The sequence below is a fragment of the Salicibibacter halophilus genome (assembly GCF_006740705.1).
Taxonomy (GTDB): Bacteria; Bacillota; Bacilli; order Bacillales; family Marinococcaceae; genus Salicibibacter; species Salicibibacter halophilus.
Genome location: NZ_CP035485.1, coordinates 515,969 through 531,451 on the forward strand (window position 1 = coordinate 515,969; position 15,483 = coordinate 531,451).

Here is a 15,483-nt window from a genome sequence, read left to right on the forward strand (position 1 = left end):
AGATCTGTTATGAAAAGTGGCCAGGCCGCATGATCCGCTATCCGCTCCATGCCCCGTTTACGGAAAGGATATGCCCATTTATATAACTGGCTTCCGGACTCAGCAAATACGAACAAGCGCTCGCCACTTCTTCCACGGTTCCGAAGCGTCCGGCGGGAATGGCATGTTCCAATTCCGCTTTCTCTTCACTGCTGAACGCATCCATCATTTTTGTATCCACCACTCCCGGTGACACTCCGTTCACGGTGATGCCGGACGGCGCTGCTTCTTTGGCGATGGCACGGACGAATTGATTCATCCCTCCCTTTGCCGCGGAATACGCTACTTCAAGCGCTGCTCCCACATCCCCCCAAATGGAGGAAACGGCAACGATTCTTCCGTATTTTTGGTTGATCATATGTGTAAGGAAATGTTTGACAATACGCATCGGCGCAGTGACATTCAGGGTAAACACATCCATCAGTTCCCGGTCTTCCATATCCGTATAAAGCCCGTAGTACGCTTTGCCATTCGCCAGGATAAGATGGTCAACCGGGTGATGCACGCCTGCAATAAGGGCGGGAACGCCATCGTCTGCTTGCAGATTCGCGCAAACCAAAGTGACTGTTGCCCCCTGTTTTTCACAGTGGGCACGAACTTTCTCTGCCTCTGCTTTCCCTTCGTGGTAGTGCAGATACAGGTGTTGCCCGGGAGCAGCGAGCGCTTTTGCAACGGCAGCGCCAATGCCTCCGCTGCTGCCCGTGATCAATGTTGTCATCATGACCCTGAGCCTTCCACTTTCACGACAGAACTTCTTTCGGTACGGAAATGCCGGTGCAAAATGTTTTCCAAGTCCCCGATGCTCATTTTTTCAAGCGTTGGCACAACCTCAAAAAGCGAATCCCCGTTCATTTCGTAGCGGGTGAATTGGGTAGCGATGAACTCGGGGCTGTTCAATTGTTTCAGGAACGTTCCGATTTTCCGTTTTTTGGCCAGTTGCATTTCTTCTTCCCCTAAACCCTGTTGCTGATAGGCATCTACCGTTTCTTCCAACACAGAAACGAGTCGATCGGGATCTTTCGTGTCGCCTCCAATGGCGGAGAATCCAAACGAACGCTCCATCGTGAAATCAGCGGAAAAGCTGTTGTCAATGACGCCTTCTTTATACAATTTCTCATAGGTGCTCGACCCAAGCCCAAACATCATGTCCATGAGCAATTGCACCCCTAATTCATACGCGAGCCCGGACAGGGGATATTCCTCATTGGGCTCTTTAAACCCAAGCAAACATTTCGGCGTTTGCACGTTCATTTCAATCGTCTTTTGCCGCTCAAAGCTTTCCTTAGGCTCCGATCCATACGTGCGCGCGAGTGTGTCGGCTTCCGGGAAGGACTTCTTTTCCTGGTTGCCTTTCACGAGATGAATGGTTTCCTCGGGGTCCACGGGGCCGACGACAAACAAAACCATATTGGAAGGATGGTAAAAGGTTTGATAGCACGTATAAAGCATATCCTTTGTAATGTCGTCGATCGATTCTACCGTTCCTGCAATATCGATACGCACCGGATTATTTTTGTAAAGCGCACTGATCAGTCCAAAAAATAAGCGCCAGTCGGCGTCGTCGTTATACATGTTGATTTCCTGGCCGATAATCCCCTTTTCTTTTTCCACCGTTTCTTCAGTAAAATACGGGGACTGCACAAAATCCAACAACGTTTCCACATTTGCGTCCACTTCACTCGTACTTGAAAATAAATAAGCGGTTCTCGTGAAACTTGTGAAAGCATTCGTCTGGGCTCCGCGCTTGCTGAACGTGTCAAACGCATCACTGCCATCTTCCTCCTCAAAAAGTTTATGTTCGAGGAAATGGGCGATGCCATCAGGGACTTGTACCATCTGGTCACTGTTTATAGGGGTAAATGCTTGGTCAATGGAGCCGTAGTCAGTCGTAAAAATAGAAAACGTCTTGTTATGGTTGGGTTTTGGCAATACATACACTTTTAGGCCATTGCTCAACGTTTCCATATAGATCGTTTCTTCGATCTGCTCATAATGTTGTTTTTCCATTTAAGCTGTTCCCTCCTCGCCGGTCAACAAGTAAACCGTATCCAGTTGAATCGCTTTGGCAACGGAAATGACAGTCTCCATATCCACCGTTTCAATTTCCCTGAGACGATCGTCCACTGTCCTTTTCGCGCCGCTAAGCACATTTTGATAATTCATTTCAATGGCACCGCGAGCACTGTCCACTTGTTCCAAGATTTGATTTTTCAGCATATATTTCGTCGTTGTTAACTCTTCCTCGGTTATATCTCCACGCTTCAATGCCTCCAACTGTTCTTTCATGATCCGGGCAGCCTTTTCGTATTGATCGGGAGCAATACCGGCCATGGCAAATAAAATCCCTTTATACGGTTCATAACGGGAAGCCGCATAATAGGCAAGGCTTTCCTTTTCCCGAACGTTAACAAATAACTTCGAGTGCGGGTAAGCGCCAAGGATTCCATTTGTCACGAGAACAGCCGTATATTCACCGGACCCAACTGTGTGAGGCACTCGAAAACCGAGGTGTAATTTTGCCTGTTGAATGGGTTGTTTTTCCACCACCTCATTCACCTGTTCCGGTGCGTCCTGAATCGTTGGCTTTGAATCAACGTGTTTCCCTTCTGCAACGTTCTGCCCCATGGAATGAATGGCGTCGGTAATTTCTTCTTTTGTGCCCGGGCCTGTCACAAACAAATCAAATTGGTCGTTGCGCAACATGCGTTCATAAGCCTCTTGAAGCCCCTGATTGGTGATCGCTTCCACTTCTTCAGCGCTGCCGAAAGGGTGAAGCCCAAAGGGTTCATCCGAACACATTTCTTCCAGCATACGGATATTCGCATAACGTGTTTTGTCGTCGGCTATGTTTCGAATCCGTTGCACGAGCGCCTGTTTTTCTTCTTGAATGATCGCTTCACTAAAGCCGTTTTCCGATCGATTTGGCTTGTGAATGACCGACATCAAAAACGACAACGCTTGTGGCAGAAGCGGAGCTTCATTTTTTAAATACCGTTCACTTGCCACTTCCATCACAAAGGTGAGGATATGGTTTTCCCCTTTTTTCCCTACATCCGCATAAAAGGTTGCCCCATACAAGCCATCCAGAAAATAACGGACTTTTCTTCGGCTCGGGTATGCTTCGGTACCTGCTTGCAGCACATGCGCAAGCAGCGTGCGCGAAGCTGCCGTCTTCGCTTCCAAAGGGGTCTTCACGTGCATCACGATTGTCGTCGTTTTGAATGTGTCACTCGGTTGCCAGTGAACACGCAGCCCGCCGGCGTTGAATTGTTCTGCTTCTGCCATTCTATCACCTTTTCTTTTGCATTAATCCGCCCCAAACGGCGAAAGCCAACGTCTATCTCAACGGTCACCTAACGTTCGTCAAATCATCGTTATCGGGAGGCTGATATAAAACTTCCCGCGGTTTTTTCCCTTCATACGGTCCAACAATGCCTTGCGCCTCCATCTCGTCAACGAGGCGGGCTGCCCTTGTGTAACCAATACGAAAACGGCGTTGCAACATGGATACGGACGCTGAATTCATTTGCACAACGAGCGATACGGCATCATAATAAAGCTCGTCTTCCGGCTCGGCGCTTGTTTCCGGCACCTCTTCCGGCATCATCTCTTCCTGATACGTAGCTTTTTGTTGTTCCACCACATCATTAACCACGGCCTCCACCTCTTCATCGGAGATAAACGCCCCTTGAATCCGCGTCGTTTTATTTGCGCCAACCGGTATAAATAACATATCTCCGCGGCCGAGCAACTTCTCGGCTCCGCCCGCATCCAAGATCGTACGGGAATCCGTTTGGCTGGAAACGCCAAACGCGATGCGTGAAGGGATATTGGCTTTAATGACACCGGTAATGACATCGACCGACGGGCGCTGGGTGGCAATGATCATATGAATGCCCGCGGCTCTTGCCATCTGTGCCAGCCGGGTAATCGCGTCTTCCACATCAGAGGAAGCCACCATCATCAAGTCGGCCAATTCATCGACAATCACGACAATATAGGGCAGCGTCGGCTGCTCTTCATCTCCTTTCTCATTTTGCTTCCGGATCATTTCATTATACGCATCAATATTACGGGCGCCGCTACTTGAGAAAAGATCATAACGGCGTTCCATTTCGGCAACGACTTTTTTCAATGCCTGCGACGCCTTTTTCGGCTCTGTAACAACCGGCGTTAACAGATGGGGAATGCCATTATAAACATTCAACTCCACCATTTTCGGGTCAATCATCATTAGTTTGACCTCATGGGGCTTCGCTTTCATGAGTATGCTGGTGACAATGCCATTGATGCAAACACTCTTCCCGCTCCCTGTCGCTCCGGCAACGAGCATGTGCGGCATTTTATGAAGCTCGGCAGTCATCGGTTCACCGGAAATATCCCGGCCTAAAGCAACGGACAATACATGGGAATTTTTCGCTTTATCCGATTCCAGCACTTCCCGCAATGTAACCATTGAAATATCCTGGTTGGGCACTTCTATTCCCACAGCGGCTTTGCCCGGGATCGGCGCTTCGATTCGAATGTCTTTCGCCGCGAGTGCTAACGCAATGTCATCGGTGAGACTGACAATTTTGCTCACCTTGACGCCTGTTGCCGGCTGCACTTCGTATTTTGTAACCGCCGGTCCCAAATGAACCTCATTGACTTGTGCTTGCACCCCGAAACTTTGCAATGTATCTTCCAGTTTTTTCGCATTCGAGGAGACGTGGCTACGGTCATTCGTCTGTTTATTTTGAACGGGCGCACTTAATAACTTCAGCGCCGGCAAGCGATAGTCTTCATTGGTTGTTTGTGCCGTTAACAGCGGTGCGGATTCGCTGTCTTTAATACTTTCTGTTTTGTCATCCGCTGACGGTTTCGCTTGCTGTGCATGTACTGGCTTTGGCGTTTCTTGATACGCTTGTTCTTGGAAATTGTGGATGACCGGACGTGCATCTTCATTGGATTTGCCTCTAGCATTAGAGGAACCAGCTTTCGTTCCCGATGCCGCTGGTTTTTTTGCTTCCTTGGCAGCTTCCGGAGCGCTTGGGGCTTGTCCGCTCCCCGATGGACGGTTTGCCCGGAAGTTTCGGAAAGAATTGGCAAGTGGGGCTGCAGCTGCTTTCACACGATCATACACCCATTTCCCGCTTTCTTTTAATGACTTTCCGCTTAGCAAAATAAAACCGATCACAACTAGCAATATGGCGATCACCTGAGTGCCGGGGACATCAACCAGAAATGTTCCGGTGGCATATCCTACCGCCCCGACCATCCCGCCGCCGAGATCATCGGCTTGCCCGGTCATATCCATCGTATACAGACGGAATGTGTTCATAAGCACCGAACCGTCTTGAAACGGGCCGCTACTTGCCAAGTTCTCAAAGAGGCCTAAATGGCTATAAAGCAGAATGGTAAACATAATCGTATAGACGCCCGCCAACCGACGGGACCAAAAGCTCACGAAGGCGCGCCGGAAAATAAGCGTAAGTGCAAATGCATATAAAAGTACAGTGAGAAAATGATGCCATTCCCCCGCAAAAAAACGAAACAGTTGAATAATAATCGTTCCTACCGGACCATAAGTAAACGTGGCTATGACAGCGAGGGCGAGGAGAATCAATCCTGATACTTCAAATTTTAGTTGGGTCGTCCATTCCTGTTGTTTCTTTCTCCGGCGTTTTTTCTTTTTGGCCGCCAAAATATCCCCCTCCTTCCTGAACTCCCTTCATGATAACGTATGTATTTTACAATTGCTGTCACATCTTGCGATCAATGGTAACACTTGGCTATTATAACATAGACACGAGGCATACTTCACGGCTTTTTCACTGACGAACCATCGTTTCTATTCGTAGATCACTCGTTTTTATACCCCCAACGCCGCGACACCCCATGAAAAGATGAAAAGGATGTTGAGCATATAGTGTTTTGTTGCATTTGCGGACTCATTTGGTGCCCAGACAACGCATTGAGTCCTCAAAACCCAATCTCGAGGGCTAATTTTGATACTGAGCATTGGTATTCACTTTTATGCCAGAGCACTTTTTATGTTTTTGAGTCATAATGGTTAGCTCATTGTATTGAATATTCTGACTTTATCCTGCGAGGTTGGAAATTCCAACCCTGTGTAATTATTCTTCGCTATTCCACCTGGTGCCCGGCTGGTACGAATCGTTCAAATAGTCATTAGGATCCGGGCTCACTAAACGTTGAACAATCCATGCCCCATCCTCGTTTTTTTGTATCATGACCGTTCCGGACGGGGTATCCTTATATTTCACTTCCGTGTCGTTTTTCTCTGCCATAACGTCCTCGATAGGAAGATGGGTGTAGAGGGTCATTGTAGCATCTCTCCTTGTTCCGCTTCTTTTTGTTGGATAAGTTCATTAAGCTTGCGAATGGCCGGTCCCACACCGCCGGGGGATTGGATAAGTCCATGATCGACGGCATCCTTGCCGATCACATTCGTACCGATATCTCTGGAAAGGTTGCCTTTTGCAAACATTAATTCCCGAAACTTGTCATCATTCACATTCGAGTGATTCGTTACAAACTGGATAATACGTTCCTGCATTTCCTCGAGATATTCAAATGTTTGCGGCACACCGACGACCATTCCGTTTAAACGAATGGGATGAATGGTCATGGTCGCGGTTTCCGCAATAAAAGAGTGGTCGCCCGCGACCGCGATAGGAACGCCGATGGAATGCCCGCCACCGAGCACGATGGTTACCGAAGGCTTATCCATGCTCGCCACCATCTCCGCGATTGCCAAACCTGCCTCCACGTCGCCGCCGACTGTATTTAGCACGAGCAAAAGTCCTTTGATGTTTGGGTTTTGTTCAATAGCGACCAACTGGGGAATAATGTGCTCGTACTTGGTCGTTTTGTTTTGTGGCGGCAATTGCATATGCCCCTCGATCTGTCCGATCACCGTAATCACATGAATGTCCGAGTTAGCTTTCGGGACGTTTGTTTGTCCGAGCGCCTGAATTTTATCAACGAGTCCCTGCGCAGTTTCATCAGACTGTGTATTTGGCTGCTCGTTCGGTTGGTTTGGTTCTTGTTCTTCTGCCATATTACCTACCTCCTTTGCCTTATTATTATTGGAATGCTTTTGCTCTTTCATGCATGAGAAAAATAATAACAACGCGCCCCTACATGAAAGATCGCTACACCTACCGAAAACAACCCTATACAAAAAAATGCTTGCTCCTTCAAAATCTGGAGCAAGCATTTTCAAAGTCCGGCTTCGTTTTGATTTACACTTCCATTATAATCGGCAAAATCATCGGCCGCCGTTTCGTTTTATCAAAAAGGAAACGGCTGAGAACATCGCGGACGTTGCTTTTCAAGGAGGACCACTCGTTTACGTTATCCTCCATGCACTCGCGCAACGTTTCGGTTACCTTTTGTTTGGCTTCATCCAACAATTCCTCGGATTCACGGACATAAACAAACCCACGGGAGATGATGTCAGGACCGGATACGAAGGCATTGGTTTTCTTATTCAAGGTGACAACGACAACAAGGATGCCATCTTTGGACAACAAGCGACGGTCCCTTAATACGATATTCCCTACATCGCCGATGCCCAGTCCGTCGACCAGCACATTTCCGGCCTGGACTTTCGTGCTTTTGGTTGCATTTTTTTCCTCGAGATGCAAGACTTCTCCGTTTTGCATCAAATGGATTCGTTCGGGATGGACACCGGTCGTTTTCGCCAAATTACCGTGGGCGATTTGCATTCGGTATTCTCCTTGAATCGGAACAAAATGGCGCGGTTTCATGAGATTGAGCATAAGCATTAGCTCTTCCTGGCTGGCGTGTCCGGATACATTTACATTTTTATCGGCATGAACGACTTCTGCTCCGACTCTATAAAGGAAATCCACGACACGGCCGATTGATTTTTCTTTTCCCGGGGTCGGGCTTGCCGAAATCACGACGGTATCCTTCGGCATAATCGAGAGCTGCCGGTCGGTTCCTTTCGCCATTCGATGCAAGCCGGAAGTGGGTTCTCCTTGGCTGCCCGTGGATAGTATCGCGATGTTTTCCCCTTTGTGTTTGGATAGTTCATCGACGCTGACCATTAATTGTTTGGGAACACGCAAATAACCGAGCCGCTTGGCAATTTGAATATTTTTCCTCATCGAATCACCAACGACGGACACTTTTCGGTTCGTTTCTTTGGCTGCATCAATTGCTTGTTGAATGCGATAAATGTTAGACGCATACGTACTGACAATCACACGGCCCGGCGCTTCACGAAACACGGTTTTCATTCCCGCTTCCGTTTCTTTTTCCGAAGGTGTTGTTCCGGGAATTTCCGCGTTTGTACTGTCGGATAGCAGACATAGAACGCCTTTTTTTCCATACTGGGTCATTTTACCGATATTGGCAAATTTGTTATCCGCAGGGGTCTGGTCAAATTTAAAATCACCAGTGTATACGACATAGCCTTGCGGGGTTTCAATGGCAACCCCTACACAATCGGGAATGCTGTGGCTAACCCTGAAAAATTCAACTTTCACGTTGCCGATTTTCACTTTATCTCCCGAAGAAATGGTTTTCAAATCGGTTTTCTTACGCAAATGCTGCGCTTTCAGCTCTTCTTCAATTAACCCTAGCGTTAGTTTTGTGCCATATACGGGCACCTGTAGTTTGCGTAACACATAAGGCAAAGCGCCACAGTGATCCTCATGCCCGTGCGAAAGAATAATTCCTTTTACCCGATCGCTATTTTGCACGAGATAAGATATATCGGCAATAACAATATCGACGCCGAGCATATCGTCTTCCGGGATCATTTGACCCGCATCTAAAACGATGATCTCGTCGTTTACTTCCACCACATACATATTTTTGCCTGTTTCACCGAGTCCGCCCAAGGCAAAAACACGTACTTTGCTTGTCTCTTCCTGTTTCGGCAATATCAGTTCCTCCTAATCATATGTTTCGCCATCGTTGTCCGTCAAAACGATGTGGCTCGCTGCGTTACTCATTCTGGATGCCAGCAGTGAGAATATGTCCGTTTTTTCTTCCCACTTTTCTCCGCGCTTAAAGCTTAATGTTTCCCGAACGAATGAACTGATAGTTAGTATACCCTAATTGTCGCCCTCAAGACAAGCAGGATAACTGTGTTTTTTTACAAATGCTCGCGTAGCTATCACATGCGACGCACAAGTCTCAGGGTTTTGGACAATCGAGATGTTCGGATGTTCGCCAAAAAACAGATTATTTTCGCTTCCATCCTCTCCCGGTTACAAGATCCATCAATCGAAAAAAGAAGAGGCAAAAAACCCCTTCTCCGGCGACGTTTCTTATTCGGAAATTCGGCTTTCGTGGTCCCGGCTATCTCCCAAGTTGAACACGCCGTGCAGCGCGTTAATGGCTCCATTCATCTCTTCTTCTCGGACGAGCACCCATATGGTAGTATGGGAGTCCGTTGCTTGCAGGATATCAATCCCTGCTTGGTAGAGCGCGTTCGTTATGCGTGAGACGACACCCGGAACGCCGGTCATTCCGGCACCGACCGCTGAAACCTTGGCGCACCCTTGCAATAGTTTGGGGGGATAATTCAATTCACTTAGATTTTGCTCTACGAATTGGCTTTTCTCTTCCGGAACGGTGAATGTCACCGATGTTGGATCAATGTTGATAAAATCGACACTAATCCCTTCCGCTGCCATACGCTCAAAGACAACCGAAGCTGCATGCATATCCTCCTGCCGTTTAGGCACAATCACCTGTGTAATTCCGCGCACATACGTGATCCCGGTGATGAGGCCTTCCTGGACATCGCTTCCCGGCGCTTGGGCATGAGCGGAAGTAACGAGCGTACCGCCATTGGCATCGGAAGCGAGCGAGCGAATCCGTATCGGCACTTTTGCATGCATGGCTATTTCCACTGCTCTGGGGTGGATCACCTTCGCTCCTTGGTGAGCCAAATTTGAGACTTCCGTATACGTCATCGTCTTTAACGGTCGCGCATCCCCTACGATTCTCGGATCAGCAGTCATAATGCCATCAACATCCGTAAAAATATCAACGGATTCCGCCTGCAAAGCTGCACCGAGGGCTGTTGCAGAAGTATCACTCCCGCCACGCCCAAGGGTTGTCGTTTCTCCGCTTGCCGACTCCCCCTGAAAACCGGCAACAACAACGACATCCACATCTTCCAGGCGTTTGAGCAAATGCCGGGTATCCATTTCTGTTATACGGGCGCTCCCAAAATCTTCCGTCGTGCGAAAACCAGCCTGTTTGCCGGTAAGCGCCGAGGTTTTCAAGCCCTCGGTAATCAGTAAGTTCGTAAATACGACAGAGGAAATCACTTCTCCGGTGGATTGCAACATGTCACGTTCGCGTTTTGGAAGCAAATGGTTCCCATCGGATATTAAGCTTAACAACGTATCCGTGGCATAAGGATCATTCATGCGTCCCATTGCGGAGACAACTACAACGACTTTGAACCCGGACTGCACCGCGCTTTTCACATGGCCGGCGGCTTTTTGGCGAAACGTCTCCGATTGGACAGACGTTCCGCCATATTTTTGCACCGTAATCCTCATCGTCCGATGAGCCCTAATTTGACGAGACTTTCCGCAATCTGCACGGAGTTATACGCTGCGCCTTTTAACAAGTTATCGGAAACGACCCAAAGATGATAGCCATTGTCCGTATCCAAATCCTGGCGCACACGTCCGACAAAGACGTCGGGAAGTCCCTTTGCTTCGGTAGCAAGCGGGTACGTTTGTGTTGCCGGATCATCTTGCAACGTGATGCCCGCGCCTTCTTTTAGTACCCCTTGCACGTCTTTGGCCGTCGCCCCGCTTTGTTCTGTTTCCACATACACGGATTCCGAGTGGCCGGTTTCTACGGGCAACCGTACACACGTGACCGATACGGCCAGGGACGGATCATGGAGAATTTTTTTCGTCTCGTTGACCATTTTCATCTCTTCAAACGTATAGCCGTTATCTTGGAAAACATCGATTTGCGGGATCGCGTTAAACGCGATTTGATAATGCTTTTTATCTTTGGAAACCGGAAGGAGTTCCGGTGAAATCTCTTCTTCATTTAAAATTTGCTGTGTTTGTTCATACATTTCATCCACAGCGCCTAAGCCCGCGCCTGAAACGGCTTGATAAGTGGACGTAATGACTTTTTTCAACCCATAGGCTTTTTTGATTGGCTCCAGTGCCACCGCCATTTGGATCGTGGAACAATTCGGATTGGCAACGATTCCCTGATGATTGTGAAGATCATTCTCGTTCACTTCGGGAACGACGAGCGGCACTTCGTCATCCAAGCGATAAGCGCTCGTATTGTCGATCACGACCGCACCACGTTTCACAGCCTCCGGTGCCAATTGTTTCGATACGGACCCTCCGGCGGAGAAAAGAGCGATGTCTACCTCTTCAAATTGTTCGGGAGTGGCTTCTTCCACCGTCAGCGTTTCCCCGTTGAATTCGATTTTCTTACCCGCTGAACGCGGAGAGGATAACAGTTTCAATGATGCAATCGGAAATGATTTGTCCGCAAGTGTCTTTAACATCTGTTGCCCAACAGCGCCGGTTGCTCCAACCAGAGCCACATTAAATGCTTGATTCTTACTCATTCTTTAAGATCCTCCTCGATCGATTGCTACATATAATTGCTCTTTTCTTAAAATATAAGAATATCGGCATTTTGGCAACAGCTGTGAGCGATTAATCATTGAACTTTTCTATGAACAGCGGCTGATATTGCTTATGCCATTAGTGACCGTGATGAAACATTATACTATACCCTGATGTGATGCACGTTCAATTTGTATCTGTAAGATACATCATACCATTTTTGGGGCTACAACGAAAATATTCTGCCCCATAGTTGCCCCAATTTTTTCATACCCTTGATCGGGAACAAGTTTTCGTATATGATAACAAGAACGCATATTCTTACGGGGGTTATCTTATGTATGGTGATTTTCCCTTTGTTAATTGGGGTGCAATCAAAACTGCATTGGTTTTCGGAAGTTGTTTGAACAACACCATTACTATTTATTATTACAATGATGGTCTGGTTAAACTAACAAAAGGATCGTTATTTAAATTGAGCGACATGGATGAAGAAATAATAATTAAAAACGAGAATAATCTTCACACATTTAAATATGAAGAGATACGCTTTGCGGCATTGAATGTCTCATGAATAAACATAAAACACATGAATGATCTGCTAAATCTTGGGGACAATATGAAAAGGGAACCCTTCAATATTTATATTATCAACGGTGACTTACATTATGTACAGAAGGGAATCCTAATCATAACACGGGCTTTGGCTCGTGTTTTTTCGTTTTTTTATACAAATAATTGTGAGATACTTTATGTAACACCAAGCATAGCTTGTAATACGGAAGTGACTATTATGAATGATATCGTTATTATCGTGACTACAGTAGCGCTGATTGCTATTGTTTCCAGTGTGATAGTGCAGTATAAACAAAATAAGAAAAAATAGCCCAATCATCTGAGAAAAAAAGTGCTCAACACTAAGTAAGGATAATGTGATTGAGGAGGGAGAGCCCGTAGGCTCCCACACGCGGAACAGAGGTGGATGCTACAGTGCAAGCATCCGTTTTTAATATAACACACTTTTCTCATGAATTTATATAAAAAAAGTGCGCCAAGGTTCCTCTTGCAATACCTTGCAATACCTGGGATGGATGTGCTACCACTTCAGAACTTGGGAGTCGCTCCTTAATTAATTTCTTTTACGCAATGAATAGTTTCTGTACATTTTCGTAATCAAGACAATTTAGTTGTACCATGTTAATTCTCCCCATAAGTTACTCCGCAATCATCGCGACTCGTTTATATTATGAATTTTTCACATTTTCGTTGTATGTCCTACATCATAAACTCCTCGGTAACTGAAGAAATATAAAGGAACTTGTTTTCATTCTTTAGAAGACACGTACTCATAAAAACGAACAATCGTAACGGCATTGAAAAAAGAGGTGCCAATGATAAAGAGACTGGGGATGTCAAAAGCCGGCCCCTCGATATACCATTCCTGTGTCACGCATAAACGGACGAGGAAATAGGAACCTATTATTATACTCATGACTTGGATGATTTTCAACCACGGTTTCATTTCGATTTGCTCCTTCAAAGGATTCGTTTCTCCAACCCATCGCGCTTCTAGATCTTCGAACATCGGGAGGGGGCGTCCATCGCTCAAACGTGACCTTATAGATGAACACGCCCACTATCCAGGCCGACTCCTGATTCGTTGCAACATGGAAAAGGAAAACATTTTTTATTCAACAGCCCCCGTATTTTGAATCGTCAAGTCCACATTCACATCCACGTCCACATCCGGATATTCCTCTTCTTCCCACTGCTGAATGTCGATTCCTCGGACGTTTTGGCCCACGCGTTCCCCGATGCCTATGGGATCGATCTCGTTCTCCTGGAAAAATTGAATGAGGGATCCCATCTGGTTTTCGAGTTGTTGGGCAGCGATGTCCTCCAGTTGCTGAATGGTCTCCGTATCATATACATCGGCATTCCAAACTTCCCTCATAACCCCCTCCATCTCAATATCTACGCTCACATTAATCTCCTCGTCCTCTTGATCGATCGACCAATCCGGATGGGATGACATGTGGCGAATATCAACATTTTGATCCTTATCGACATCGATAGTGAAGGACCCTTGCTCCGTATCTGTTACGAGATAGGTGAACATTCGCGTATTATCTATGTCTAAATGATCGATATAGGTGTCCCCTTGGAATAATGCGACTCCCGTAACCCTCACTAGTCCCTCTTCTTTGTCCATCCTCGTCAAATAAGGGTCTGCCCCTTCCGCATAATACTGATACATAAAGTCATGTAACGATGAGGGTGGATGAGTATCATCCTCTTGATTGTATTCAATCAAATCCATTAAATACGTATAGACAGCCTGTTGAAACGGATAGTCCCCCTCCAGAATATCCTGTGTAGACGCTGGAGTGCTTACAATCTCCATCTCTTGCTCAATCATCGGATTTCGTTGTATGGTATCCAGCAAATTGAAAATCCCTTCTTGCGTGGCGAGATCTTCGTTAAACAGGATCACGCGCATCCGACTGAACTCTATAGATCGAGACGATTCGGATTGCAGTTGATTAAGGGAATCTTCCAAGGTCCCTCTAGAAACCGAAAAAGTTTTAGTGTCAGGGAGCATTTCTTCTCCAGGGCGAAAGATGGTCGTCGCAGCTGTTAGCTGGATCTCCCCCTCATCATCATCATACCCCAAGGCTTGGAGATATTGGCCCTCCTCAATATATTCAGAATGAGGGGAACACCCTGCTACCAGAAGAATAACAAGAGCAATGATACGCAAGCGGTTCATGGGCGGTGCCTCCTTTTAACCAGGATGATATGTACGAGGCCTAAAATAGGTAGATAGACGAAAAGCGTATAAAAGGCCAAACTGGTTGTAAAGGAAGTAAGGCTCTCGATATCAAAGTGAGTGGTGAAGAAAAAAGCGCTACCGAAAATAAAGAGCGTAATCCCACGTAATGCCTGGCGTTGGGAAATGTGAACCGTCTGTTTGGTAACACGACTCGCCGCCCATAACCCTAAGGACATATTTGGCAATAGGGTAAATAACCATATGGGAATCCCAACATATTCCATTCTCCATATGGTTATTAATGGCCATAAAATCGTGACCAGATGCTGTTCATCAAAATAAAGCACGGGAAGGATGAAGCAGAACAGATACATGAATACACTGACAGACACTCCCAACTGTGCCCATTTATGCGATCGCCGCGCTTCTTTAATAAAGGGGTACGCCATCAACAAAACCTCAAATCCTAAGAATGGGTAAGTCATGTCTGGTATGACGGACCATAAATCCAAAATAGAATGACTCCCGATCGGAAACAAACTGCCCCATTGAATTTGTCCATAGGGCCATTGGATGAAAAGCAAAAAAGGAGGTATTAACAAGCTCCCAAGCACACTGATCCCAACGACCGTTCGAAAGCCTGCCACCGTCAAAAGATAAGCTAAGAATAGGATCACAATGAAATAAAGTCCGAAGGAAACGTCTGGAAATAACCATGTATGAATGACTTCCACAAAGGGAACTAGGTTAACTAGCACGTACAAGCTGAAATAAAAGATCCAATATACGTTTAGAACAGTCCCTAGCTTCGTCCCAAATACCTGTGTTTGAATAGCAACAATGGTATGGTGATGATTCAACATCTTGTACATAATCCATATAACGACATGAACCATCAACGCCGAAAAAATAATCACCATCCATCCATCGTGACCGGCAGCTGAAACCAGCATACGTTGGAAAGACATAATAGCCACACCAATAGTTTGGACCGCCACGATAAAAAAAACAAAAAATGGGGACACTTGTTTCGTTACCATCGATTGCGGTCGCATAAGTCATCCT

At 46.6% G+C, this 15,483-nt stretch carries 13 protein-coding genes; 1 reads left to right on the forward strand and 12 read right to left on the reverse strand.

Annotated features, from left to right (window positions below; genetic code table 11):
* Positions 1-37: 37 nt before the first annotated feature.
* The 9 genes from ymfI to asd form a co-directional block, all read right to left on the reverse strand.
* Positions 38-760 carry an elongation factor P 5-aminopentanone reductase gene (gene ymfI / locus EPH95_RS02565; protein WP_142087075.1) on the reverse strand — a complete coding sequence of 241 codons (723 nt, stop codon included), beginning with the start codon at positions 758-760 and terminating at the stop codon, positions 38-40.
* Positions 757-2,046, reverse strand: a complete 1,290-nt coding sequence (gene yfmH, locus EPH95_RS02570; RefSeq protein ID WP_142087077.1) for an EF-P 5-aminopentanol modification-associated protein YfmH — start codon at positions 2,044-2,046, stop codon at positions 757-759. Before yfmH ends, ymfI begins: the two co-directional genes overlap by 4 nt.
* Positions 2,047-3,324 (reverse strand): EF-P 5-aminopentanol modification-associated protein YfmF, encoded by a 1,278-nt coding sequence (gene yfmF / locus EPH95_RS02575; RefSeq protein ID WP_142087078.1) that lies wholly within the window; start codon positions 3,322-3,324, stop codon positions 2,047-2,049.
* Positions 3,325-3,388: 64 nt separating this feature from the next.
* Complete coding sequence (locus tag EPH95_RS02580) at positions 3,389-5,722, reverse strand: DNA translocase FtsK (RefSeq protein ID WP_142087080.1); 2,334 nt, start codon at positions 5,720-5,722, stop codon at positions 3,389-3,391.
* Between the two features lie 433 nt (positions 5,723-6,155).
* Positions 6,156-6,365 carry a YlzJ-like family protein gene (locus EPH95_RS02585; protein ID WP_142087082.1) on the reverse strand — a complete coding sequence of 70 codons (210 nt, stop codon included), beginning with the start codon at positions 6,363-6,365 and terminating at the stop codon, positions 6,156-6,158.
* A complete protein-coding gene (locus tag EPH95_RS02590; RefSeq protein ID WP_142087083.1) occupies positions 6,362-7,102 on the reverse strand; it encodes a ClpP family protease in 741 nt (246 codons plus the stop codon). The genes EPH95_RS02585 and EPH95_RS02590 overlap by 4 nt, the downstream gene beginning before the upstream one ends.
* Positions 7,103-7,286: 184 nt before the next feature.
* A complete protein-coding gene (locus EPH95_RS02595) occupies positions 7,287-8,957 on the reverse strand; it encodes a ribonuclease J (protein WP_142087085.1) in 1,671 nt (556 codons plus the stop codon).
* Between the two features lie 390 nt (positions 8,958-9,347).
* Positions 9,348-10,595 (reverse strand): aspartate kinase, encoded by a 1,248-nt coding sequence (dapG, locus tag EPH95_RS02600; RefSeq protein WP_142087087.1) that lies wholly within the window; start codon positions 10,593-10,595, stop codon positions 9,348-9,350.
* On the reverse strand, positions 10,592-11,644 hold the full coding sequence (gene asd / locus EPH95_RS02605; RefSeq protein WP_142087088.1) for an aspartate-semialdehyde dehydrogenase: 1,053 nt from the start codon (positions 11,642-11,644) through the stop codon (positions 10,592-10,594). Before asd ends, dapG begins: the two co-directional genes overlap by 4 nt.
* Before the next feature lie 338 nt (positions 11,645-11,982).
* Between asd and EPH95_RS02610 the strand changes: the two genes are divergently transcribed.
* Complete coding sequence (locus tag EPH95_RS02610) at positions 11,983-12,219, forward strand: hypothetical protein (protein WP_142087090.1); 237 nt, start codon at positions 11,983-11,985, stop codon at positions 12,217-12,219.
* Positions 12,220-12,969: 750 nt separating this feature from the next.
* Here the strand turns inward: EPH95_RS02610 and EPH95_RS02615 are convergent.
* The 3 genes from EPH95_RS02615 to EPH95_RS02625 form a co-directional block, all read right to left on the reverse strand.
* Positions 12,970-13,167 (reverse strand): hypothetical protein, encoded by a 198-nt coding sequence (locus EPH95_RS02615; RefSeq protein WP_142087091.1) that lies wholly within the window; start codon positions 13,165-13,167, stop codon positions 12,970-12,972.
* Positions 13,168-13,332: 165 nt separating this feature from the next.
* Positions 13,333-14,415 (reverse strand): Ger(x)C family spore germination protein, encoded by a 1,083-nt coding sequence (locus EPH95_RS02620; protein WP_142087093.1) that lies wholly within the window; start codon positions 14,413-14,415, stop codon positions 13,333-13,335.
* Entirely contained in the window at positions 14,412-15,473 is a 1,062-nt protein-coding gene (locus EPH95_RS02625; protein WP_142087094.1) for a GerAB/ArcD/ProY family transporter, read from the reverse strand. Before EPH95_RS02625 ends, EPH95_RS02620 begins: the two co-directional genes overlap by 4 nt.
* Between the last annotated feature and the right edge of the window lie 10 nt (positions 15,474-15,483).

Bases quoted from the DNA above. Each gene is read 5' to 3' on its own strand.
- ymfI (WP_142087075.1), bottom strand. From the start codon at position 760: ATGATGACAACATTGATCACGGGCAGCAGCGGAGGCATTGGCGCTGCC.
- yfmH (WP_142087077.1), bottom strand. From the start codon at position 2,046: ATGGAAAAACAACATTATGAGCAGATCGAAGAAACGATCTATATGGAA.
- yfmF (WP_142087078.1), bottom strand. From the start codon at position 3,324: ATGGCAGAAGCAGAACAATTCAACGCCGGCGGGCTGCGTGTTCACTGG.
- EPH95_RS02585 (WP_142087082.1), bottom strand. From the start codon at position 6,365: ATGACCCTCTACACCCATCTTCCTATCGAGGACGTTATGGCAGAGAAA.
- EPH95_RS02590 (WP_142087083.1), bottom strand. From the start codon at position 7,102: ATGGCAGAAGAACAAGAACCAAACCAACCGAACGAGCAGCCAAATACA.
- dapG (WP_142087087.1), bottom strand. From the start codon at position 10,595: ATGAGGATTACGGTGCAAAAATATGGCGGAACGTCTGTCCAATCGGAG.
- asd (WP_142087088.1), bottom strand. From the start codon at position 11,644: ATGAGTAAGAATCAAGCATTTAATGTGGCTCTGGTTGGAGCAACCGGC.
- EPH95_RS02610 (WP_142087090.1), top strand. From the start codon at position 11,983: ATGTATGGTGATTTTCCCTTTGTTAATTGGGGTGCAATCAAAACTGCA.
- EPH95_RS02615 (WP_142087091.1), bottom strand. From the start codon at position 13,167: ATGAAACCGTGGTTGAAAATCATCCAAGTCATGAGTATAATAATAGGT.
- EPH95_RS02620 (WP_142087093.1), bottom strand. From the start codon at position 14,415: ATGAACCGCTTGCGTATCATTGCTCTTGTTATTCTTCTGGTAGCAGGG.
- EPH95_RS02625 (WP_142087094.1), bottom strand. From the start codon at position 15,473: ATGCGACCGCAATCGATGGTAACGAAACAAGTGTCCCCATTTTTTGTT.